21 protein-coding genes and 1 pseudogene are annotated in these 24,238 nt (G+C 44.0%); 5 read left to right on the top strand and 17 right to left on the bottom strand.

Annotation, left to right across the window (positions count from 1 at the left end):
• Positions 1-44: 44 nt before the first annotated feature.
• The 11 genes from ETB99_RS11045 to ETB99_RS10995 form a co-directional block, all read right to left on the bottom strand.
• A complete protein-coding gene (locus ETB99_RS11045) occupies positions 45-1,157 on the bottom strand; it encodes a Ger(x)C family spore germination protein (RefSeq protein WP_171700616.1) in 1,113 nt (370 codons plus the stop codon).
• Positions 1,154-2,254: a GerAB/ArcD/ProY family transporter gene (locus tag ETB99_RS11040; RefSeq protein WP_171700615.1), complete on the bottom strand. Its 1,101-nt coding sequence runs from the start codon at positions 2,252-2,254 to the stop codon at positions 1,154-1,156. Before ETB99_RS11040 ends, ETB99_RS11045 begins: the two co-directional genes overlap by 4 nt.
• Positions 2,251-3,717, bottom strand: coding sequence for a spore germination protein (locus tag ETB99_RS11035; protein WP_171700614.1), 1,467 nt, complete (start codon positions 3,715-3,717; stop codon positions 2,251-2,253). The genes ETB99_RS11040 and ETB99_RS11035 overlap by 4 nt, the downstream gene beginning before the upstream one ends.
• An 82-nt stretch (positions 3,718-3,799) precedes the next feature.
• Complete coding sequence (locus tag ETB99_RS11030; protein ID WP_171700613.1) at positions 3,800-6,691, bottom strand: ATP-binding protein; 2,892 nt, start codon at positions 6,689-6,691, stop codon at positions 3,800-3,802.
• Complete coding sequence (locus ETB99_RS11025; protein WP_171700612.1) at positions 6,675-7,049, bottom strand: response regulator transcription factor; 375 nt, start codon at positions 7,047-7,049, stop codon at positions 6,675-6,677. The genes ETB99_RS11030 and ETB99_RS11025 overlap by 17 nt, the downstream gene beginning before the upstream one ends.
• The gene (locus tag ETB99_RS11020; RefSeq protein ID WP_171700611.1) at positions 7,049-10,255 is read right to left on the bottom strand and encodes a hypothetical protein; all 3,207 of its coding nucleotides are present in this window, start codon (positions 10,253-10,255) and stop codon (positions 7,049-7,051) included. The genes ETB99_RS11025 and ETB99_RS11020 overlap by 1 nt, the downstream gene beginning before the upstream one ends.
• Positions 10,252-11,637: a glycosyltransferase family 2 protein gene (locus ETB99_RS11015; RefSeq protein ID WP_171700610.1), complete on the bottom strand. Its 1,386-nt coding sequence runs from the start codon at positions 11,635-11,637 to the stop codon at positions 10,252-10,254. Before ETB99_RS11015 ends, ETB99_RS11020 begins: the two co-directional genes overlap by 4 nt.
• The gene (locus ETB99_RS11010) at positions 11,630-12,670 is read right to left on the bottom strand and encodes a HEAT repeat domain-containing protein (RefSeq protein ID WP_171700609.1); all 1,041 of its coding nucleotides are present in this window, start codon (positions 12,668-12,670) and stop codon (positions 11,630-11,632) included. Before ETB99_RS11010 ends, ETB99_RS11015 begins: the two co-directional genes overlap by 8 nt.
• Before the next feature lie 2 nt (positions 12,671-12,672).
• Positions 12,673-14,283: a GGDEF domain-containing response regulator gene (locus ETB99_RS11005; protein WP_171700608.1), complete on the bottom strand. Its 1,611-nt coding sequence runs from the start codon at positions 14,281-14,283 to the stop codon at positions 12,673-12,675.
• Positions 14,284-14,299: 16 nt separating this feature from the next.
• Positions 14,300-15,205 carry a chemotaxis protein gene (locus ETB99_RS11000; RefSeq protein WP_171700607.1) on the bottom strand — a complete coding sequence of 302 codons (906 nt, stop codon included), beginning with the start codon at positions 15,203-15,205 and terminating at the stop codon, positions 14,300-14,302.
• A gap of 69 nt (positions 15,206-15,274) precedes the next feature.
• The gene (locus tag ETB99_RS10995; RefSeq protein WP_171700606.1) at positions 15,275-15,913 is read right to left on the bottom strand and encodes a glycoside hydrolase domain-containing protein; all 639 of its coding nucleotides are present in this window, start codon (positions 15,911-15,913) and stop codon (positions 15,275-15,277) included.
• Between the two features lie 146 nt (positions 15,914-16,059).
• On the opposite strand from ETB99_RS10995, the gene ETB99_RS10990 reads away from it, so the two are divergent.
• Positions 16,060-16,644 carry a TetR/AcrR family transcriptional regulator gene (locus tag ETB99_RS10990; protein WP_171700605.1) on the top strand — a complete coding sequence of 195 codons (585 nt, stop codon included), beginning with the start codon at positions 16,060-16,062 and terminating at the stop codon, positions 16,642-16,644.
• Here the strand turns inward: ETB99_RS10990 and ETB99_RS10985 are convergent.
• Complete coding sequence (locus tag ETB99_RS10985) at positions 16,641-17,048, bottom strand: ATP-binding protein (RefSeq protein ID WP_253263622.1); 408 nt, start codon at positions 17,046-17,048, stop codon at positions 16,641-16,643. The genes ETB99_RS10990 and ETB99_RS10985 overlap by 4 nt on opposite strands.
• 574 nt (positions 17,049-17,622) lie before the next feature.
• Between ETB99_RS10985 and ETB99_RS10980 the strand changes: the two genes are divergently transcribed.
• The 3 genes from ETB99_RS10980 (at position 17,623) to ETB99_RS10970 (ending at position 19,616) form a co-directional block, all read left to right on the top strand.
• The gene (locus ETB99_RS10980; protein ID WP_171700599.1) at positions 17,623-17,775 is read left to right on the top strand and encodes a hypothetical protein; all 153 of its coding nucleotides are present in this window, start codon (positions 17,623-17,625) and stop codon (positions 17,773-17,775) included.
• 340 nt (positions 17,776-18,115) lie between these two features.
• Complete coding sequence (locus tag ETB99_RS10975; protein WP_171700604.1) at positions 18,116-18,352, top strand: IDEAL domain-containing protein; 237 nt, start codon at positions 18,116-18,118, stop codon at positions 18,350-18,352.
• A gap of 112 nt (positions 18,353-18,464) precedes the next feature.
• Positions 18,465-19,616 carry an aminotransferase A gene (locus tag ETB99_RS10970; RefSeq protein WP_077429806.1) on the top strand — a complete coding sequence of 384 codons (1,152 nt, stop codon included), beginning with the start codon at positions 18,465-18,467 and terminating at the stop codon, positions 19,614-19,616.
• A 10-nt stretch (positions 19,617-19,626) separates the two neighbouring features.
• Here ETB99_RS10970 and ETB99_RS10965 read toward each other — a convergent pair whose 3' ends face one another.
• The 3 genes and pseudogenes from ETB99_RS10965 to ETB99_RS10955 all read right to left on the bottom strand — a co-directional run.
• The gene (locus ETB99_RS10965) at positions 19,627-20,493 is read right to left on the bottom strand and encodes an NAD(P)-dependent oxidoreductase (RefSeq protein ID WP_171700603.1); all 867 of its coding nucleotides are present in this window, start codon (positions 20,491-20,493) and stop codon (positions 19,627-19,629) included.
• Positions 20,494-20,508: 15 nt separating this feature from the next.
• Positions 20,509-21,276, bottom strand: coding sequence for an SDR family oxidoreductase (locus ETB99_RS10960; RefSeq protein WP_171700602.1), 768 nt, complete (start codon positions 21,274-21,276; stop codon positions 20,509-20,511).
• 54 nt (positions 21,277-21,330) lie between these two features.
• Positions 21,331-21,621 (bottom strand): annotated as a pseudogene (locus tag ETB99_RS10955) (helix-turn-helix domain-containing protein); the annotation flags it as partial.
• 41 nt (positions 21,622-21,662) lie between these two features.
• Here ETB99_RS10955 and ETB99_RS15200 point away from each other — a divergent pair.
• A complete protein-coding gene (locus ETB99_RS15200; RefSeq protein ID WP_256368181.1) occupies positions 21,663-21,797 on the top strand; it encodes a hypothetical protein in 135 nt (44 codons plus the stop codon).
• A 118-nt stretch (positions 21,798-21,915) separates the two neighbouring features.
• On the opposite strand, the gene ETB99_RS10950 is transcribed toward ETB99_RS15200, so the two are convergent.
• A complete protein-coding gene (locus ETB99_RS10950) occupies positions 21,916-23,895 on the bottom strand; it encodes a methyl-accepting chemotaxis protein (RefSeq protein WP_171700601.1) in 1,980 nt (659 codons plus the stop codon).
• Positions 23,896-24,042: 147 nt separating this feature from the next.
• Positions 24,043-24,238 (bottom strand): zinc ribbon domain-containing protein (locus ETB99_RS10945; RefSeq protein ID WP_171700600.1); only part of this gene is annotated, 196 nt, incomplete at its 5' end.

The raw sequence follows: 24,238 nt of genomic DNA, 5'->3' as shown, positions 1-24,238 counted from the left end.
TATGGCATGATGATTGAAAATAACTTTTCATCAAGAAACGGAAATTAGTCAATTGTTCCTGTACGTAAAATGGACACATGCATATCGACATCCATTTTTGCGTTGTCATATAACTTGTACCATTGTTTATCCGTCAACTGCAATGCGCGCACCGAGTGGTCGTACATTTGCCCGAAGCCGATCGGATCGGTTTTGTATGCTTTTAGTTTATTTAATAGTTGCTCTATTTCTTTTTTCATTTGTTTTTCAATCGCCCGCTCAAGAATGTGGACATTCATTTCCATAATCGGCTTCATTTTTTCGGACATCTCTAAAATTTCCGCTTGCAACTTGACGGTGATGCGAAAATGCGGAACTGGCTCTTGGCTAATAAGTTTGATTTTTCGCTTTGTTTTTATTTCATTAATAACGATATTGACTTTGTTTCCTTTTTTGTTTATCAATAACGGGGCGACATCGTCACGCGATACTGTAATATTTTTCAACCCCGATTTATATTGTGATGCTAATATTTTAATATAAAAACTTTCATCAAGCCGTACCGTCCCGACAAATTTGTCGCCGCGAAATAGCGCTACTTTTTCAATAATCGGTTTATCGTCACGCAACGATAAATAAGGTAAAATCGGGTCTTTTCCGACATCGTAATAACTATGAATAAACTCATGTAACGTTGCAGCTAACAGCGATTCGGTGCGCAAGTTTTTTTCAATTAACCGATATAAATACGTCCCGATGTCTGGTGTATCTTCATGCTTTTTACTTTTCAAGATTTCCTTTGCATTCGGCTCGCCAACCGCTAAATAAACGAGCGAACCGATATTCGCATCGCGTTGCAACGTATCGGTTAACGTAAAAACACCCTCTTTTTCAGCGAGCTCTTTTCCGTATACGACGACGCGAATTTGCCCTGACCCTAAATCGTGGCTCGTTTGCGCTTCTAAATCTTGGCGAAGTCCTTTACTCGTTTTATTCGTTGCCTCAATCACTTCTGACAAAGACGATCTGGTCGTTTGAAACGAAAGCATCACGGATGCCCCTTCGTACAACTTCCCTTTTTTGTCAAACCCAGTGGCCGTAGTGATTCCTTGTCTTTCTAATACGCGTGGCTGTACACATCCGCTTAATAATAACATACAAACGATGAGCCGTTTCATTTCGCGCTCCCCTTTGCCCATTTTTTTATGCGCACAAATACGTACAGTATGAACGGATAAACAAAACTAAGCCAAAATCCGTACCATCCGGCTTGATCAATAAATTCGTTAATGGTGGCACGCTGTTGAAATAATATCGCAACGATAAACGAAAGAAAGCCGAACACGAATAACATATATTTTTGCTTTATATGAAAAAGCGCTTTTCCGCCGCGCGTCATCGCCCACATAAACATGAGCAAATTAGGTAAAATGACGAGCAGCCAAAGCGGAATGACGACATATTCAAATCGCTCAATGAACGGAAATTTCACGATCGTAAACATTGACAACGACGCCCAAATGGTCACATCGAGTTGCTTTGGGCTGAAAAAGGCGATGGCGATGACCGTCACGACAGCGACGAGAAACGTCGTCAGTAAAACGCCAAGCTGGGCGTAACGGTGGACACGGTCTTTTTCTTTGACGAACGGATAGATAATATATAACACTTCAAATCCGAGCATCGTATATGCTGTTTTTAATACACCGTTCGCCATTTGTTTCGGCGTCGCTTCGAGAATGGGCAATAAGTGAATCCATTCGGCATATTTTAACGGTTGAAAAGCGACGATAACAATCCAAATAGCCATAAAAAACGTTAAAAAACTAACGCCCGCAACGAGCCGAAATCCCCCACCATATAGGGCATATACCGTTAAAACAATTAAAATGAGCGCCGCCCCCCAAAGCGGAAAATCAGGGTACATCCACGTGATTGCCATTTCAACGTAACCAAGCAAAATAGACGTATACGCCATTAAAAAGTAGGCGATAACGAGCGCATTGGCGATCCAACCGAATACGCGCCCATAAACGAACGTATGAAGCGAGAAGATGTTGTCATGTTCCGTTGATGTTAACGTTTTATATATGACGAAAACGGCGAGATGAATCCATAATCCGCTAATCAGCACCGCTATCCATGCATCTTGGCGCGCCTCGACAAAAATGACGCGCTGTACGCCGACGATGCCAATCCCGATTTGTGCAGTATGGATGAGAAAAAACACGAGGTAAGCGTTAATCGACAGCCGTTCGTTTGGCGTTTTCATCATTCATCCAAATCCTTTCGTTTCATCGCTTCACGCCATGAAAAGCGACGGGCGTTTTGCGGACGATTCGTCTTCGGACGCTCGCTATAAAACTTTTGTGGCAAACGAATGAGCGCATATTTCATATCGGAGAAACGAAACGGATAAACAGGTGACAAGTACGGGCGCCCAAGTGACGTGAGCTTTAATAGATGAATAAGCAAAATGCTGACGCCGATAAATATGCCGACAAGTCCCCAAAGCGCCGCTAATAAAATAATCGGAAAGCGTAAAATGCGAATCGTTGCGCCCATCTCATAACTCGGCGCCGTAAATGAGCCGAGCGCACTTAACGCAACAATAATAATGAGCACGTTGCTCGTAAATCCTGCATCGACTGCCGCTTGTCCAAGGACGATACCGCCGACGATACCCATCGTTTGACCGACTTTTGTCGGCAAGCGCGCTCCTGCTTCGCGCAACAGTTCAATCATAAACTCAAGAAGCAACGCTTCAATGACGGGAGGAAATGGGACGCGCGAACGCGATTCGCCAATCGTCAAAAGCAAAGCGGAAGGAATGACTTCGTAATGATACGTAATGACAGCAACATAAAGCGGCGATAAAAAAATGGAAGCAAAAATGCCGAGCATGCGAATCGCGCGCAATACAATGCTCATCGTCCAACGTAAATAAATATCTTCTGTCGTTTCAAAAAAGCTAAAAAACGTCGTCGGACAAATAATGACGGTCGGACTTCGGTCAACGAAAATGCCGATGCGCCCCTTCATTAAACTGTACGCTAGTCGGTCAGGAAGCTCCGTTAATAAATATTGCGGAAAAATCGTATACGCATGATCGTCCAATAGTTGAGCTAATACGGAACTGTCGGTCACTTCGTCAATGTGAAGCTCAGACAGCCGTTGTTTCACCGTTTGAACGTTTGTTTGATCGGCAATGTCCTCAATGTATACGACGCGCACATCGAGCGGGTTGCGCACCCCGACCGTCATTTTTTCAGTCACTAATTTTTGATCGGTAATATTTTGGCGCAAAATACGAATGTTCGTATCGATGGACTCGGTAAACGACATTTTCGGACCGAGGACAAGCGATTCCGTTTCCGCTTTTTCAAGCGAACGTTCGACTTTTTCTGCGATGTTAACGGCAAGTCCGTGCGTTTCTCCTTCGATATATATACATGCCCAACCGTCGCGTATGTAAGACGCCATCTCTTTTTCTGTTTCACATACGTGCACCGCACCGATTGGCAAACAGCGAGCGAGCTGTTTTAACGATACGTCTTCTTGGTCATGAATAAATGCCAACACGTTTTGTTGCAAGTGGTCATGATTAATTAAATTGCTTAAAAATAAGACGTCAACCGTTTTTCCTTTGCATTGGATGCGCCGACACATCAAGTCTGGCGAGTGGGCAAGCTGTTTGGCAACCTCATCAACTCGATTTTTTTTCGAAAACCACATCATCTTGCCCCCCTTTTTCTTCCGCTTCGTTTTTTCCTAGTTTGCAATACATCGCAGTTTTTATGCAAAAAAAAAAGAGGAAGCTTTATTTTGCTTCCTCTTGAGGGATCGGAATAAAAATTTCTCCTTGCCGCTCTTTATTTAATAACAATTGTAAAATCGTTTTCGATAGTTGGCTCGGTTGATATGGCTTTACAAAATAACTATTCGCCCCGAGCGCCATCCCTTTTTCTCGTTCTTCTAACGCAGAAGAAATAATAATTGGAATATCGGAAAGCTGTTCGTTTTGTTTTAACGCTTTTAACACGTCCCAACCGGATGCGTCGTGTTCTTCTAACATAATATCTAAAACGACCGCATCCGGCTTTTCTTTTTGAATGAGCTCGATCGCTTTTTTTCCCTCTTTCACATGTTTGACGCGAAATCCGCTATCTTTTAATTCCGCTTCTAATAGCGCCGCTAAATTTTCATCATCTTCAACAATCACGACGTGCGCATGCGCTTGTTTGTCATCGTTGTCGCGCTCATCTTCCTCACCAGGCGCCAAAGCGACGAGCGGAAGAGAGACGGTAAACGTGCTTCCTTTTTTCAGCTCTGATGTGACGCTCACTTCCCCTTCGTGCATTTTCACAATTTCTTTCACGATCGCAAGCCCAAGTCCTGTTCCACCGATGCGGCGGCGGTCGGAGTTATCGACGCGATAAAATTTTGTAAATATGTTTGGCAACGCTTCTTCTGGAATGCCTAATCCTTCATCTTTTACGTCGATGCATAGGCGTTTGTTTTGTTCATATATGCGCACAGTCACGTTGCCGCCATCTGGGGAATATTTGATGGCGTTGCTAATTAAATTCGTAAACACTTGCGCCAATTTATCGCGGTCGCCGAGCACAATCGTTTTGTCCGTCTCTTTTTGAATGTGAAACGTATGAACGGTCGTATTCACTTTTTGTGTGTCAATGACATGTTCAATAATGGGGACGATATCTTCGTATTTTTTATCGTACGTTTGCTTTCCTGACTCCATGCGCTGCACATCTAAAAAGTCGTTAATGAGCGCCGTTAACCGTTTTGCTTCTTGATAAATGGTCGTTAAATATTTCTTTTGTCGCTCTGGCTTCAGTTCCTTCGTTAACATCAGTTCCGTAAAGCCAAGCACGCTCGATAGCGGCGTGCGCAATTCGTGGCTGACGGTGCTGACAAATTCGGACTTCATTCGGTCAACTTCAAACTGTTTCGTAATGTCACGATGGACAAATACCGTCCCTTGTCGCTCCCCATGACGATATAACGGCTTTGCATATACTTGCATCACTTTCCGCTTTTGTGGCAAATGGTACACAAACGGCTCACGTTCTTCATCACCGTCAAAAATAATGGCTCGTAAATAGTCACATAACTTTTCTCCTGCATCAGACTGTTCAACTAAGCTTCGCGCCCATTGTTCGTAGCTTGCTCCTTCCAGTTCAGCGATCGTTTCTTTTTGAAGCAAGTCGGCCATTTGTTTATTGACGATGACGCTATGACCTTTGCTGTCGACGAAATGAATGCCTTCTTGTACCGTATTTAAAATATGTTGCACCGTCTCGCGCGCTTGTTCGGACTGTTCATATAGCGCAATTTTTTGAAGCGAAATCGATATTTGTTTCGTTAACCCGACATATTCTTGCACTTCTTCGTCCGAGAACGGACCGCCAAAGCGGCTGAACACTAAAATAGCTTGCACGTCGCTTTCATTCGAAAGAACAGGTAAAAAAATGTCGTGCACGTACATCGTCTCTTCATGATACCCTTTTTCCGATGCCGCAACTTCACGTTTTAACACGAACGGCTTTTTTTGTTCAAACAATCGTTGATACAATCCGTTGTATACGTACGTTAAAAATTGTTCAATCCCATATGGTGAAAAACCGAACGACGCATACGACTTTTCATCGTTCATTAACACGATCATGCCGCGGTCAGCTTCCATAATGCGCGCCATATGAAAAACGATGCTTTGTAATACGTCTTGCCGATCGAGCGAATTCGATAAGCTTTGAATAAAGTTGTTATACCGCTTTAATTCCCGTTCGCGCGCCTGCATCGCCTCGAGCGCTTGTTCGAGTTCTGCTTGTTGCACTTCTAGTTCATCTTGTTGAGCAAGCAACTCTTCGTTACGCGCCATTAAACTTTCTTCTTTCTCCTGAATGCTCGCTAACATTTTTTTGAAAGCATTAGCTAATTTGCCGATTTCATCTTCTCGTTTGATCGCTCCTTGCATGTCACAAACGATCTGCTCATCGTTCGCAATTTTTTCAGCCACTTTGGCGAGTTCATTAAGCGGTCTTCCGATTTTTTTCGTCATAATGCGTGCGATCATAATGAGCAAAAATAACATGAAAAAGACGAATACGATAAACGCCGTTTGGGCGGTTTTTTCTTGCTTCACTAACTGTCGAAAAGTACCATCTAATTGATCATTTAAGTTGTTTTTATACGTTTTCATTTGAAATTGAAATCGTTCAATCGACGCGGTGCCCCCGTTTTCTGATAAACTTAATACTTTTTGTATATTGCCGCTTTCAAATGCGTCAACCGCTTCCGGAACGAGACGTTCGAAATAATGTTGTGCAAATTGGCGCACTTTCACAACAAATTGCGTATCTTCTTTCGTCGTTGCTGCGCTTTCTAACAGATCAAGCGCAGTTCGGACGTTTTCTTGTTCACGAAAAAAGCTTAACTTAAACTCTTTTCGGTTGAAGGCTAAATAGCCGCGCACATCGGAAAACGCTTGGTTGAACGCTCGCTCGATTTCTTGCGCGTATTTCATTTTCGTTTCGATTTCGTTCTTTTTTTGTTCAAACGACGCCACTAACGATGATTGATACGCCAAAAGGGCAATCGCCCCGACGATAAAGACGACTAAAAATGACGCAACAAGTAAAACAAACTGTCTCGCTAAACTTTGACGAAAATAGTTACGCATCTTCTCCATGTAAAATCGCCTCAATTCGCTCGACTAATTCAAGCGGACTGTACGGCTTTGCCATAAAGTAATCAGCGCCGGCCGCCAGCACGCGCTCTTTGTCCGCTTGTTGACTTTTTGCCGACAACATCATAATCTTTACATGTTTTTTATCAGGCATATTGCGCACATGTTGAATAACTTCTAAACCGGTATATATTGGCATCATATAATCAAGCAAAATTAAGTCGTAATCGTTTTGTTTAATCATGTTGAGTGCTTCTTCTCCGTCGCACGCTTCATCAATATCATGCCCTTCATCTTCGAGCGTGTCGACGACAAGCATGCGCAGCACTTCTTCATCTTCTACTAATAAAATTTTCGCCATTATCGTTTCTCTCCTTCTATTCGTTTATATGTCTCTTTCACAATGGTGTACGATCGCTTGAGCCGCTCATGATACGTCGGCTCCTCCCACGCATCCCACGTGTACGTATAAAACTGTTTCGCATGTAACGTATGTCCTTCTTTTGTTGGATACGAAAATTCGTTTTCATATACGCCGACGCGCATGCCGGCAATCGTTCGACTGCTCGCCAGTCCTTCTTTCCACATATCTCCCATCACTTCATGCATGCTCGGGTCTTTGACGTTAAGAAGCGCCCAAGGGATGCGAATTTCATATCCGTCTTTTTGTTTGCTGACACTGACGTCAGTCAATGAATTGTATGCTTCGTCGTTCGGATTAGCTGTACCGAACGTCATGATACCTGTTTCATAAAAATCGAACGGATACGTTTTTCCTTTAATTTGTAACTTTTTATTGAGCGTAAGGCGAATCGGATGATACATGCCGTTATTTTTTTTGTTCGCATATGGGAGGCGATCAATCATTTGCAACATATGTCCATAATGATAATAAAACGAATCGTAATAACTATCAATCCATAATCTCCCTTCCTTTTCCCCACGTAAATGAAGGATGAAATCAATCCCTTCCGTTCGTACGTTCGGCACATCGAGAATAGTCGATTGTCCTTGATTAAGTATCGTATCAAATAATATATATACGTCTTTGTCTCGCTTAACAGTTGTGTCGTAACGGATGTAAACGTACCGCTCATCGCTCGTCATATAGAGCGCACGGCCGTGCTGTTTGAACGCAGGACGGATGCGGAGAAACTCCCAATCTTCCTTTCTTCCATCTACTTTTATCATCGTCGTTTCATTTTCGGTCGGATCAAAGCTAAGCAAGCCGAATTGTTGCTCGTTCGTTTGGGCATTGGACCAAAACGGACGCCGATCTGGATTGTCGTAGTCCATCGTGTTCCACGTTCGTTTAAACCATTCGTCTTGCCACGTAAAAATAAATCCGCCTCCCATTTGTTCATGGACGATATCTTCAAATAGTTTTTTGTTGATTACACCTTGCTCTTGTTCGGAATGAAACCCTTGGTCCATCCCATATACGTTGCGATGCGTCATGCCGCGCGACGATGGCACGCCAAATTCGGCGACGACGATCGGCATGCGATGCGCTCGTTTCATATCGTGCAAATAGCCGGCATAATTGTTTTTCTCACCGCGATGATCGATATAATTGACGTATTTCGGCTCATAGTTTAAAAAGTCTGGATAATACGGATAAATGTGATACGAAGCAAATAAGCCGCTATGCATCGCTTTTGTCGCATATATGACGTTCGGATTGACCGATACGAAATCTTCTTTTTCTAACGGTTCGCTCGGATGAGTTAACAAATCGGTCGTCACCCAGTTTGTAAAGCTGACTGGCCGTTGCCAGCCGTACGTTTTCGTTTCATAAGCAATCGCTTCATCCATCATGCGCGCCAACCAAATTTCAAACGGTGACGCTCCTTTCGTGTACACATATTCCCCCTCGTAATCACGTAAACCGGCATGCTTCATATTCGTCGCATGAACGACGGTCGGCTCCCACTCGACACCGAAAATCCAGCCGAGTACATATCGTGAAATGTCGTGTTTATACACACCGCTTGCATGACCTGGACGAGGTGGAATCGTTGCCCGTCCATGCACAATGTCAATCGTTCGCTTTATTTCTGCGACAAACTCATCTGTATTTTCTTTTGCAAATGCATCGTTTGTACGTAAAAACGTTTCTTCATTGATCCACACCCCGTGAAATAAATATAAAGGCTGATCTGCAATTTCGTTATATTCATAAAACGCTTCGTAAAACGCTGGCGGATGAATCGTATACACCCGTAAGGCATTCGCATGCATCGCGCCAATTTGTTTAAACCATCGGAAATATTGTTCTTTCGTAATCGCTGTTTCTCCTGGGAAATGCCCCGGTTTTGCGATCCCCATATTCACTCCTTTTAACAACACATTTTCCCATTTTCCGTTTTTATACACTTGCACATATTGCTCTCCGACCCGACCAGCGAGTTGAATGCCATCGTCTGCTTTGGCGACCGTCCGCTCAATCGTTCGCATTTCTTTGTCATATACGTGTGTAAAAATCGTTTTCATCATCGGGACGTACGCTTTCCAATAAAACGATGCGGTGCCGTTCGGATCATGGCGCGTCGTCCATTTCCGCCATATGTCGATACCGGCCGTTCGGTAAATGCTCGGGACATCTCCGTAATCAGCGTAATCGCCGCAAAAATAGTACGCATCGTACCGGTTGTTGCGATGATGAACGATCGCCGGGAACATCGTCGGCAAGCCAATCGCTTGTAATTTTTCTTTTCCACTTTTCGATAACGAAAGCGTATATGTCGCTAACACTTCTTCGTCGTGTAACGGTTTGACAATATCAAACCAATACGAATACGGAATCGAACCGCTCACGCCAAGCTCTTTTTCCCCCTTTTTTGTCGGAGTAAAAAGCACACCTCGTTTGCCAATTTCTTTTCCATGTAAAATGATGAGCCGGTCGTATTCATCGACGAGCACGTAGCCGGATCCAGTAAACTCATATCGTTTATCGTATTGCTTTTCGTAGTTTTCTTTTACCCAAACAGGCACTTCGTCATCTTCAAGCTTCGGGAAATAACGGCCGATCCAGCCCGTCCATTCAACGTTTAATAAGGAGTAAAACGTTTCGCGAACAGATCGTTCCGTTGGACTTGCGAACGAATTAAATTCGGCAATAAGCGTTTTGTTCCCTTCAAACATTGCATCGTGCAAGCGATTAACTTCTTGCTCTGTCAAACCGCCGTACACTTTTTCCGAGCGTTTCCCTTTCTTTTTTTCGGACGTGAAATCATGTTCGTATACACCGTACGTATCCGCCACGTAAATGACGTCGTACGATTGTAGCGATGTCGGCCATGGACGTTCCTGTTTCGTTGTCGGCACAAAACCGACGTAATCTGTTTTCACATCGTAGCGCGATCCGTTTTGTTTCACATATTTTTGTTGATTTAATAGCCAAACGAGCCCTGCATGTTCGCGATACGTCTCATCGGGGACGGTTTTATTAATAATAAGCACGTTTAACGTTGTTTCTGGATTCAGCTTCCATAGCCAATACGGTGAAGAAATAGCGAGAAACATAAACAGTACGTATACAATGAGCCATCGTTGTCGTTTCATCATTTCGACACACCTTTTCTTTTCATTTCTCCCCAACCTTTTCTTTTTAAAAGCGCATCGACAATGCCTTCACAGCGCCATAATACCGTCAACGGACGATACCATAACGTCTCTGTAAAAGAGTAAAAAAAGAGGCGCACGACGTCGGATACGTTTGAAATTTTTCGAATTGTCCATTCTTCTAACAATACAGCAGCCATTGAAAAAATCGAGCCGTACAAAACGAAGACGAGAAATAGCAAAATAGCAAACTCGATATATACGTCGCCTAAGATGAGCGAAATGACGATGAGTATATATCCGATCAGCTCGACGACAGGTCCGAGAAATTCAATGAGTAAAAAATAAGGCATCGAAATGAGCCCGATCGAGCCGTAGCGCGGGTTAAACCACATGCGGCGATGAAGCCAAAGGCTTTCAAGTAGCCCGCGATGCCAGCGGCGGCGCTGTTTGCGTAAATCTGTCATCGACTCTGGTGCTTCCGTCCAACAAACCGGATCAGGAACGTACACAATTTTTTTATTCGCGTTCGTTTCTTTCACTAGTCGATGAAGACGGACGACAAGCTCCATATCTTCCCCGACTGTATGTGCATATCCGCCGGCGCGAATGACCCATTGTTTCGAAAACACGCCAAATGCGCCTGAAACGATAAGCAGTAAATTGTGGCGGCTTAGTCCGATGCGCCCCATTAAAAACGCGCGCAAATATTCAATGACTTGCATGACGACGAGCGGCTGACGGGATAGCCCGATGCGCACGACTTCTCCTTTTTCAATGTCGCAGCCGTTGGCGATGCGCACACTTCCGCCTGATGCGATCACTTCTTCATCTGAGTCGATAATCGGCTTCATCACTTTTAAAAAGGCGCGCCGCTCAATGACGGAATCGCCATCAATCGAGCAAACGTACGGATAAGATGAAAAATTAATGCCCGCGTTTAACGCATCCGCCTTCCCACCATTTTCTTTATCGATGACGAATAAATGGGAAAACTTTCGCGAGCGATATACTGCTCGGACACGTGCCGTTGGTAGCTGTTGGCGAATGACACGCTTTATTTCAACAAGGTCAAAATCTCGTTTCAATCGTTCAAGCGTATCGTCTGTTGATCCGTCGTTAATGATGACAATTTCATATTGCGGATACTCGATGCTCAAAAGCGACCGTACTGTTGCGAAAATGCCTGCTTCTTCATTGTAGGCAGGCACTAAAATAGAAACCGGTTTCGTATAACTGACATCGAGCATTTCTTCATACGGTTCCCATTCGTCCAATTCGTACATGCGTCGCAATTGAACGAACGAAACAACGAGTAAAAACGTATAAAACAAAATGACCGCCACCATAAAATAAAAGACGAACATCGCTGCCATTTCAATCATGTTCCCGACCTCTTTCTAACCATTCAAGCGCCATATCGCGCGCGTAGCGGTCGTCTGATGTTTGCGCAATGTGTTCGAGTATGTCCAGTCCGTTCGGCATGCGCAACAAAGCTTCCGCTGCTTGCGACCGAACGGAAAATACAGCATCTTTCATTAACAAGACAATATGATCGACCATTTCTTGCCGGCGCGTACGTGCGCACAGTCGTAATGCCATTAAACGCTCTTGCCAAACGGAAGATTGGAAATGAACGTGCAATTGTTCAACGTCGAGTGGATATGCCATTTGTGCTAACGCTTTTAATGCACGAACGCGATATTCACTTTGTTCATGTCGGAGCAATGTACATAAAAATGGGGCGTGAGGAAACTTTTGCATAATGCCAATCATGTCAACGATCGCATATTGTATTTTTTCATGCCAATCGAAAAAATGATCGACCATTTTCGCAAACGTATCGTCGTCCATGCGTGATAAAATGAGGCGATAATCAAATTGCGTAAACGATTCATCCGTCTGTTTCATATATTCATATACGTGCGGATGTTGAAAAAGCGCAAACATGTTCAATAGTTGGCGCTTTTCCATCGTCGTCACACGTTTTTGTTCGTACATGTTTTCTAATTCGGGCAAAAGAGAGCGAAGCCCAAAATCTTCAATGTAAAAGAGGGCGTTCATTCGTCTGCCGAGCCGGCGATGATACAATTGCTTACGCAAATAGTCAGCAAAATACGTTTCAGCTAACGATGTCACGCGCGCTCTCACATCTTCGTCGGCGAGCACGCGGATAAAATGGTCGAGCAATTCGATCATCGCGACATATTGCGCAGACGAAGATGGAGCGGGCACTTGTTCATCTCCGTACGCTACATAACGAAGTAACATTGGTTCGTACAATCGTTTGTACGTCTCTACTTCTTTTTTCCAATGCGCGTCTTTTCTTTTTTGCACAATTAAATAAAGGAAGATCGCTAGCAAAATGATCCATAATGTCACGACGATCAAACTAAATAACATAAGTGGATTCGACATCGTTAATTCATCCTTTTTAACATATGACGTATTCTTGCTTCAAGCTCAAGCAATTTAAACGGTTTCGTCATATAGTCATCCGCTCCTAATTCGAGCGCGCGCGCAATGTCGCTTTCGCTTTTTCGCGCGGTTAACATAATAATTTTGTAGCGCGATGCATCTTTTTTGTTGCGCAATTGTTGGAGCACTTCTAGCCCGTCTAATTTCGGCATGACGCCATCTAAAATGACGAGGCACGGCTCTTTTCCTTCATGCCAATCGCATGACATAAATTGCTCTCCATCTTTAAACGTACGCAACTCGAGCGCCACTCGTTCTTTAGCGAACATTTTTTGTACGACATCTGTTACAATAGCACGCACGATCGCATCATCATCGACAATTGCCACTTTTACCGTGCGACGATACGACGTTTCTTGTTGTTTCGCTAAAACGACGCAGTTTCTTCCTATACTTTTCGCCTCGTACAACGCAGAGTCTGCCAATTCGATCCAATATCCGATCGGTTTAGACGGGTCGTTCACTTCAGCAATGCCGGTCGAAAACGTGCAAAAAAACGTCGTTTCACCGCTTTGAAACGGAATGCGTTCAAATTGTTCGCGCAATCGTTCGAACACAAGCAATGCTTCCCCTGCTTCTGTCGCAGGAAGCAACACGACAAATTCTTCTCCACCAAAACGAATCACGATGTCGCGCGCTCGTACGTTCGTTTGTAAAAGCTGCGCGAATTGCTTGAGCACAACGTCGCCAATTAAATGGCCGTATTGGTCGTTTACTCGTTTAAAATGATCAAGATCGAGTACCGCTAAACAAAACGGTTCATGCGTACGATGCCAGTCGCTTTTTAACTGTTCATACGCTTGTTTTAAATATTTTCGATTATAGACGTGCGTCAATTCATCTAATAAAAGCAGTTCATCAATGAGCTTTTTCCGTTCGAGCTGACGGCGAATGCGCACGATAAATTCATCGATGGCAAACGGCTTTGGAATAAAATCGTCCGCGCCCATTTCGTAACTTTTCATGCGCGTCTCTTTTCGGTCGTCAATGCTCACCATAATCATCGGCACGAATTGTTGTTTTAGTTTTTCTTTTAAAAACGTTAATACTTCAAAGCCGGTTTTCGTTTGCATATGAATGTCGATGACGACGCAATCCGGGCGGACGTCATAAAAAGAAGCGACCGCTTTGATCGGATCAGCGATGGCGGCGACATACCATCCGCTTTGTTCGAGTTGTTCTTTGACGTACATTAAAAACGACGGGTCATCATCAATGAGTAAAACGGTCGGTTCGTCCCCTTTTTTCGCCCCTTGCTCATTTGATGCCACGTCTCCAATTTGATGTTCGTAACAAAGTTGAAAAAGCGGAGCGAGCCGCTCTTTCACTTCTTTTGCCCCCCATTTTTTTTGTTCATCTTCACCCCATTGTTCCATCAGCTTCCGAGCATAGTTGCCGATATCGTTCATGCCGATCATCGCCGCTGTACCGGCAATGGTATGGAGAAGAAGATAGACGTCTTGATGGGCGATTTCTTCAACCGTTTCCCATTCTTCTAACCGTTTGCGAATATTTTTCAAAAAATGTTGGCGATATTTGTCGTAACGACCCATAACAATCCCCTACTGTTTATAAAATGTATTGATCGATCACTTGAACGAGTTCAGCAATTTCTGGTTTACTCACTTGCGCTGTCGCACCGACACGCTCTCCTTTATGACGAAGGTCATCTGTAATAAGCGAAGAGAAAATGACGACAGGTAAATGTTTTAGTTTGTCATGTTCGCGAATGCGTTTCGTTAGATGATGACCGTCCATTTGCGGCATTTCAATATCGGTAATAACGAGCTGCACTTCGCTTTCAACTGGCTTTCCTTTTTCAACGATCGATTGTAAATAGTGAAGCGCATCTTCCCCATTTTCAAAAAACTCAACGTACACATAGCCCGCTTCAGCAAGCGTATCGTGAAGCAGTTTGCGCAAAAGCGGAGAATCTTCAGCGACGATTAACTTTTTATTCGAGCGGTCGCGTTGACCTAGTTTTTTCACGCGGTCGACGTGAATGCCTGATTGCGGATTAATGTCTACGACGATTTTTTCAAAATCAAGCAATAAAATCATGTTTCCGTTTAATTTCACAACGCCGATAATTTGGCTTTCTAATCCTTGATACATTTGCGACGGTTTTTCGATTTGCTTCCATGATATGCGGTGAATTTGTGTGACATTATGGACGTGAAACACAACTTTTTGTTGATTGAACTCTGCGACAATGTATTTATCTTGTGCTGGATTGCTCGATGGCCCAAAGCCGAGCGCTTTCGCTAAATCGATGAGCGGAAGCACCTCGCCGCGCAATTCGATAATGCCTTCAATGTACGGGTGCGCATGAGGCACTTTCGTCGGTGCGATCGGCTGAATAATTTCTTTCACTTTAATGACGTTAATCGCAAAACGATTGTCACCGACTAAAAATTCGACAATTTCTAGTTCATTCGTTCCGCTCTCTAATAAAATTCCGTTTTTATTTTCCATAAAGCATCCTCCATTACGACATCATTTGCCGTTATTTTATCATATTTCGCGTACGCAACGACAAACATTTTAGTATAGGTATTCACTTATTTTTCGATTGGCGACGTTTGTGTCGATGGCGCAACGGTCAGCATCGCGCCCGTATTGCCACATCCAAACGTTTGCGCGACAGTTCGGGACGTTCGGGCGAAATGTTGGTGCTTTTGCCGCAGATGTCGTTCCCGGACGAGGATAAGAGCTCCATATGATCGTCTGTTGGGCGACGCGCTCATCGTTTTTTATCGCTTCACAATACGCCTCACTAAACACACCAATCGTTGGATTGGCGTAAATCCCCGGACGATAGCCGCTCGGATAAAACGTATCGACCCATGCGCGAATCCATGCCGCGTCAACGTCAAATTCATCTTCAATATTGGCGAAAATGACTTTATGTTTCGGAATACCGAGTCTTCGTGCATGAAAAATCGCATTTCTTGCCGCCGTTCTTCCTTTTTCGTATTGTGTCGCCTCACGAAACGCGTTGTAAATCGGGGCAATTTTTATACCGTATCCTCGAATAAAAGCAATTTCTTCTTTCGTTAACCCGTCCGATATGTTCGGCACAGTCGTTACATATCTTCCCCAAAATTGTGGAAAACCATATTGTTGGCGCACGCACGTAAACAATGCTTCCGTCACTTTTGCTGCTGAATCAACGCCCCACATGCATCCATTCCCCCTTTTTTCGTTTCTTTCCATATATATGCGAATGATACATGTCTAAACAAAATTTTAAAATCATTTCAAATATTACTTTATTCCTAGGTAAAATTCACTATAATAAAAGTAGACGATCATCACGGGGGATTTTTATGATGAAACGAGAGAGACAAAAAAAACAGACGGGATTATTATTGCAACAAACTGCCCTACAATTGTTTCAAAAACAAGGTTATGAACAAACGACCGTTTTGCAAATTACGACCGAAGCGGGCGTCGCAAAAGGAACGTTTTTTAATTATTTCCGCACGAAAGAAGACGTATTGCAAAGCGTATTTTTTTCACATGTAGAACGCGTGTATGAAAAAATGAAGAAAAATGAACATGGGCATTGGCGTGAACAAATCGTGCTGCTGTTTCGGGAACTGACCGCGATGCACGAACAACTCGGAAAAGAAGTAACAAAATCGATCGTACGTATTTATACGATGAAACAAAAGCAATCGCTTCCGCTCACTTCATTGAGCGATATGTTGACACAGCTATTTGAAAAAGGAAAACGATGTGGGGACATTCGAACGAGGCGACCTTCCGCGGCTCTTGCTTTAATAACGATTCAATTATATTTCGGAGCATTAAAATTATGGATGTTTTCGCACTTACATGAGCCGTTGTCAACGTTTACGATCGGTACGATTACGATGTTTATCGACTATATGCAAAAAGAAGGGGACTAATCCCCTTCATACAATGGCAACGTGATCGTGACAGTCGTTCCGACGTTCAATCGGCTTTCGTATGTAATCGTTCCTCCCATTTCGCGAATGAGTCGGGCTGTAATCATGCTGCCGAGCCCTGTCCCTTTCGATTTTGTCGTATAATACGGCAACCCGATTTTTTTCAACTGCTCTTCCGTCATTCCTTTTCCAGTATCACGGATCGTAATAATAACTTCTTTTTCCTTTTCGTCGACTGTTTTATGAATCGTCACAAGCCCGCCGTATTCAATCGCTTCTATTCCGTTTTTCATAACGTTTAATAGCGCTTGTTTTAAATAATGTTCATCGCCATGCACATCGCTTTTCCCTTCTGATAAAATGGCAATATTGACGACGAGCGGTTTAATGACCGAAGTAAGCATACGATGCCTCCATCTCTTATGTTCCATATGTATTGTAGCACAAGAAAGAAAGGCGATGTGCTCGTTTTTATTTTCAGAAAAAACAAAAAGGTTGACAGCTTTATGAACATGATAGACGTGGACAAGCGGGACGCGTTACAATGATTGTGAAGAAAAACATGAAAAGAGAAGGTGTCGACGTCAACTACCCCCACTTAGCTAACGCTTGAAGCGGGGGCTTGCAACTCCCCAGAAGTGCGAACGGACTTCGTCCTCCTTCCTTGACTTGGGGTTACATCAGGGGCAGGTTGACGACTACCCAACGACATAGGTCATGCCTATATCGCTACCGAGTGGCTCGGCATGTCTGTAGGCAGTACTTGACTTCCACGCACAACAGACGGATGTACGCTCGATGTTTTACGGTTGCAACGTTTCCTGCAACCAACTCCCTACATCGAGTAACGGGGATTGGAGTGCCTTGATTCAACGGTTTTCTCCACATTCTTATTCTATCATATACAAAAGAAAGGAGGAAGGGCGATTCCTCCCCGACTTTCGCTCTCGCTTAGAAGTCGGGGTCTCCTCGCCAAAGATGATGAAAGGGTTAGCCATTCTTTTTGAAGAAGACCATACGGTGACGATCGTTGAAGATGTGGAGAAAGAACGATTAGAAGAAGTAGTAGATGAGCAAATTGAAGCTGTTCTTTGGCATGATGAAGAAATCGACTGGGATTACGGTTATTAATATAAGAAAAGCGAAAAGCGCCTGCCTATCGGCGAAGAGCGCAGAAGTCCCACCGAGGAGAGCTCGAACCAAGCAGTCGCTTGGTTCTGCGTGGGTAACATCACTGAAGTATCTCAATGTGTCGCCGCCGCAGTGTGGGACGGAGCGACTCGAGCCGATGGCGCTTGGAGCTAGACATGAATCTGAAATTTTATATATATCCTTATGTTTAGAAAGCTGGCGCTCGTCAGCTTTTATTTTTCTGTTTTTATTTTTCGGAATTTTATTTACAATTTACAAAAAAACCTTTATAATGTAGAAAAGGGAGGAGAGTATTCTTCTCACTAAGGGGGAATGAAACATGTTTGAAAAATACAATGACATGGCACTCGTACCGCAGCCGCACGATCTCGCTAACGGTTATAAGGAAGCTGCGCAATTCGTAATCGAACAGGCGTTGTTTCAATTTGAAAGAGATCGGTTGATGCGCGACATCGACAAAGCGCTTGAGGAACGGAATAAGGCACTGTTTCTTACCCTCTCAGCCCAATACAATGAGCTTCTTCAACGCTATCGTCACTTGGAGGATTTGGCATGATCGACTGTGAAACGACAGGACAGCACATAAGGTGAACGTTTTCAGCAAAACACATTGCGAAACGTTCACCTTTTATTGTTTAATAGAAAAAAACGAAGAAAGGTGAAAGACGATGATGCTTCCGATGAATGAACGTGTGCAACATATTCAACTATCTGGCATTCGGCAATTTTTTAATCTCGTTGCCCAAGAAAAAGATATGATTTCATTAACGATTGGACAGCCTGATTTTCCGACGCCCGATCATATTAAAGAAGCGACAAAACAAGCGCTTGATGAACAGTTTACTTCTTATACGCATAATGCGGGATATTTGCCGTTACGTGAAGCCGCTTGTCGCTTCGTTGAAACGAAATATGGACTGCGCTATACGACCGATGAAGTGATCGTTACCGTCGGCGCAAGCCAAGCGCTCGATATTGCGTTTCGTACCATTTTAACGGAAGGCGCAGAAGTCATTCTCCCTGCCCCTGTGTATCCAGGATATGAACCGATTATTCGTTTATGTGGGGCAACACCTGTACATGTCGATACGAGAAAAACTGGCTTTAAACTGTTAGCCGAGCACATCGAACCGCTCATCACCGAGCGGACGCGGTGCATCGTATTGCCGTATCCGTCCAATCCGACAGGAATGACGTTAACGAGCGATGAACTGAAACAAATCGCTGCACTTGTAAAAGACAAACCAATTTGGGTCATTTCCGATGAAATTTATAGCGAACTTGTGTTTACAGGGAAACACGAGTCGATTGCGACATGGCTTCCTGATCAAACGATCGTCATTAACGGCGTAAGCAAATCGCATGCGATGACCGGTTTTCGCATCGGGTTTTTATTTGCGCGACAATGGATCATTGAACATATAGTAAAAGTGCATCAATATAACGTTTCATGCGCCACATCCATTGCACAAAAAGCAGCGTTAGAAGCGTTAACGGTCGGAATAAACGATGCGAACGATATGAAAAAGCAATACGCGGAACGAATGACATATGTATATGATCGCCTTCGTGCCATGGACTTTGACGTCCAAAAACCGAACGGAGCGTTTTACATTTTTCCTTCCATTGCACAGTTTCATCAATCATCTTTTGACTTTGCATTACAGCTAGCAAAAGAAGCGAAAGTCGCGGTCGTGCCCGGAAGTGCGTTTTCGACATACGGCGAAGGATACGTTCGCATCTCATACGCCTGTTCGATGGAAGAGCTAGAAAAAGGGTTGGATCGCATGGAATCGTACATAAAAAAAGGTGCTCGCTAACAGCACCTTTTTACCATTCTTTATACCATTTGTATAACGCTTGTGTGCCGCTAAGCTCCTCGCCGCGCGCCGCAAGCGATTCATACAATCGTTTCGCAAGCTTTAGGCCCGGAAGCGACAACCCGAGCGTTTCTGCTTCAGCAAGCGCGATGCCCATATCTTTAATAAAATGTTTTACGTAAAAGCCCGGAGCAAAGTCGCCAGCAAGCATGCGCGGCGCAAGATGAGACAGCGACCAGCTCGATGCGGCACCTTGCGAAATGCTTTGCAAGACGCGTTCGGGGTCTAATCCTGCTTTTTCGGCATACACAAGCGCTTCACATACGCCAATCATATTTGTCGCAATCGCAATTTGGTTACACATTTTCGTATGTTGCCCTGCTCCTGCTTTTCCTTGCCAAACGATATTTTTTCCGATATGCGAAAAAAGCGCCATGCATGCGGAAAACGCTTCTTTATCGCCGCCAACCATAATGGACAACGTTCCATCGCGCGCCCCAATGTCCCCACCTGAGACAGGCGCATCAAGAGCGAATATTCCCTTTTCTTTTGCCGCCTCATAAATGCGCACCGCAAGCGACGGTTTAGATGTTGTAAAATCAATAACATACGCACCACGTTTCGCATGTTTTAAAATGCCGTCATCGCCAAAGTATACGTGTTCCACATCTTGCGGTTCGCCAACCATCGTCATAACGACGTCCGCCGCTTCGGCAACGTCTTTTACCGTTTCTTTCCACACGGCACCTTCCGCTAATATATCTTCCGCTTTTTCTTTTGTGCGCGTATATACGACGAGCGGATAACCTGCCCGAAGCAAGTTTCGCGCCATGCTTTTGCCCATGACACCAAGCCCAATAAAACCGATTGTTTGCACGTTCCTCTCCCCATTCTAAATCGCTTTGACCATGCCGCCATCGACTAAAAGCGATTGACCGGTCATATACGTATTCTCATCGGACAATAAAAAGGCGACGACGTTCGCAAATTCTTCTGGCGTGCCGTAACGTCCGAGCGGAATAGTCGCTTTCATGCGCGCTTCTAGTTCTTCTTTGCGAATGCCGAGCTTTTTCGCATTTTGTTCGTCTAAATAGGCGACACGCTCCGTCGCAATGCGCCCCGGTGCAACAGTATTAATTAGAATACCGTATGGGGCAAGCTCTTGGGCGAGCGTTTTCGTTAAGCCGACGATGCCGAGGCGAAACGTATTGGAAAGAAGCAAGCCTGGAATCGGCTCTTTAATGGACGATGAGGCAATGTTGACGATTTTTCCTTTCGTTTTTTTCAAATGTGGTAATGCTGCGCGAATCATTCGCACGTAGCTCAATAAATTTAACTCAAACGCCTGTTGCCAATCATCGTCTGTTAGCGTCGCAAACGTCCCCGTCGGCGGACCGCCAGCGTTATTCACTAATAGATGAATGTCGCCAAATGTTTCTACTGTTTTTTCGACTAATCGTTCGATCATTGCGTTGTCCGTCACGTCTGTTACCGTATATGCTGCTTTTCCTTTTCCGAGCGCATTTAACTGTTCGGTAACATCGTGTAGCTTTCGTTCGTCACGGCTAGCAAGCATGACGTTTACACCTTGCGAAACAAGTTTTGTCGCAATCGCTTTACCGAGCCCTTTGCTTGATGCAACAACAATCGCTGTTTTCATTTCATCCGCCTCCTCTCACGCTATACTATTCGCTAACGACGACGCGATTCCTTCCTGTTCGTTTTGCTTTTTAAAAAAGCGATCGTACGCATCATCCAGATGTTTGAGTGGAGATTGAAGTACAATGCTATCCACTTCTTTTAAACAAGTGAATTTTTTTAATTGCGTCAATTGAGAAGAACAAGTTTTATACGTGAGTCCTTTGCCTGTTCGCTTGTAAGCATCCTCACATTCCGCTAAAAAATAGTTGCATACAAAACGCGAGCAACCGAATGTTTTTGTAATCAATACTTCTTGTTCTTTATTTGTATAGATGCGAAATTTGTATGCTTTGTTGACTAGCATTGACTTCACCTCCTTCCAAGTATATTGGAGGTAGTGAACAAATGGAACGCATTGCAAAATTAATTAAGTTTCCTGCTGATTTGGTAGCAGAAATAGAAAAGTATCAAAAAGAAAATTACAGTCCAACTTTTGCAGGTGCAGTTTACGAACTGATTCGCAAGGGCTTGGAAAAGTAATTCAAACACAAAGTAGTATAGGTCTTTCATCCTGAATTTATCGTAATGATTATATAAACAAAAATCAAGGAAAAAATTGTTACTGAAATGTAAAAAAAGCTAGGCATTATACCTAGCTTTATACACGAAAGCGATGAATCAATTGCTGCAACGTGCGGCTCATGTCGTTTAACCGCTCTGCTGCTTCTGTGACAGTGTTTAACGCTTTTAACTGTTCTTCCGATGATGCGGACACTTCTTCTGCCGCTGCAGCCGATTGTTCTGAAATTGCTGCTAAGTTTTGTAACGCTGCAACAATTTGTTCTTTATTGCCGTTGACGTCGTGAATTTGTGTAAAAATATGCTCAATTGCTGACGTTAATTGTTCCATCATCGTTGCGATATGCATAAACGATTCCGCTGTTTCGTTTACCGCCACTTGTTGCTGGTCGTTCATTTGTTTCGTATGGTCAACCGCTTCGGTCGCAAGAGCAGCTTGTTGTTGAATCGACGTGATCGTTTGACGAATTTGTTCTGTCGCTTGTGCCGACTGCTCCGCGAGTTTCCGCACTTCTTCCGCCACGACCGCAAATCCTTTTCCGTGCTCGCCTGCGCGCGCGGCTTCAATCGAAGCATTTAACGCCAACAAGTTCGTTTGCGCAGAAATGTCGGTAATCGTTTGAATAATCGCACCGATTTGGTTCATTTTTGCCCCTAAATCAGTAATGACCGTTTCAACAGAGCGCAACTCGTTTTGCGATTCCGCTGATTTCGCTTGAAGCACATTTAACTTTTCAATACCCATATAGCTTGCTTCTTTCGTTTCGTCGGAAAGCTGCTTCACCCGCTCTGCCGATTGCGTGACCGTACCCATTTTTTCGGATAAATCGTTCATGCGATCGTTCATCGCATCTAAATTGCTCGCTTGCTCTGATACGCCTTTTGCGATATCGGTCACCGCCGTCGTCACTTGTTCACTCGTCGCCATCGTTTCTTCAGACACCGCGCTTAAATGATCGGCCGCAGCGCCAAGTTCCGTAACGGAACGATCCACTTCGCCAATGAGCGAGCGCATATGCGACACCATCTCGTTAAAATGGCTTGTGAGCTGGGCGATTTCGTCGTTTCCTTTCGGCTCAATGCGCACCGTTAAATCGCCTGTCGCCACTTGTTGTATACGCTCATTCAGTTGAATAATCGGTTTGACGATTGAACGCGACACCGCATAAATAAGAAGCGAGGCAAGAATCGTTGCAATGACGACAACTGTCCACGATGCTTTTCCGATCGTCGTTAACGTCGCTAATAAGTCTTTTTCTTTATATACTGCACCGACTTTCCAATTCAACTTTGGAATCGTCGCAAAATACAACAATCGTTTTTCGCCATCTTGCTCGTATTCATAAGCTCCTTGTTCTTTTGCAAACATCGTTTTTACAACCGGATGGTCAGACATATCTTTTCCTTGGTATTGTGGATGAACGATCGCAAATTTGTTTTGGTCAAATAACACCGGATAGCCGTTATAGCCGACGCGAGATTGCTCCACCGTTTCAGCAAGCGTATTTAACGATACGTCTAGGCCGATGACCCCGATCACTTGACCGTTTTCAACAATCGCTTTAGCGATCGTGACGACGTAGTCGTTCGTTACCGTATCAACATAAGATTCCGTCCAAATGACTTTATCTGGTGAAGCGACAGCCGCTTTATACCACGGACGCGTCGTCGGGTCAAAGTCTGGCGGCAAATCGACAGCCGGCGTCGTATACATGTTACCGTTTGCTGTACCGATATAAGCTAATTGCACTTTTTTATGAATGTTTAAAAACGTAGCGAGCTGTCCGTCGATGTCTTGCCAAAGTTGTTCATCTTCCGTTTTTGTAAACGTCTTAAAACCTTTCGTTTCACTAAATTGCTTTAGCGCATCTTCCTGACTGTCAAAGCTATGTTCAATGTCGTCAACGAGCCCTGTCACAAGCGTCTCTGCCTGCATTTTTACATCTTTTTTCATGACAGACGCCATTTGCACGTAGTTGACCGTTTGTGAAGCGACAAGTGCAACAATTAATAATAAAGCCATTAAGCCCGTTAATTTCATCGTTAATGACCGAAACAATGTAACTCCTCCTTAGCTATATCGAATGTTGTCGAAAAATTAATAAAGTCGCAGTTTCATTATAGAAGACTTACGATATAATGTCTATGACCGTTTTGTACTGATTTTTGCCTTGAACTACCGCTAGGCTAAAGCCATAACGGATTCCTACGAACACCGAAAGTTTTTTCGGTTATTTAGTAGGCGATCCCCACAGTTCCTGCGGTTAAGAAGCCCAATGGCTTCGTTTTTGATATTGATACTTGCGTTCACATCCCGATCGTGATGAGTATGGCACACAGGACATTCCCATTCACGCAAAGCAAGATGTTTCACGTCTTTGTTTTGATAACCACAGCACGAA

It is taken from the genome of Anoxybacillus sp. CHMUD (genome assembly GCF_013096965.1).
GTDB classification, from domain to species: Bacteria; Bacillota; Bacilli; order Bacillales; family Anoxybacillaceae; genus Anoxybacillus; species Anoxybacillus kestanbolensis_A.
This window is presented reverse-complemented; position numbering and strand designations above follow the sequence as displayed.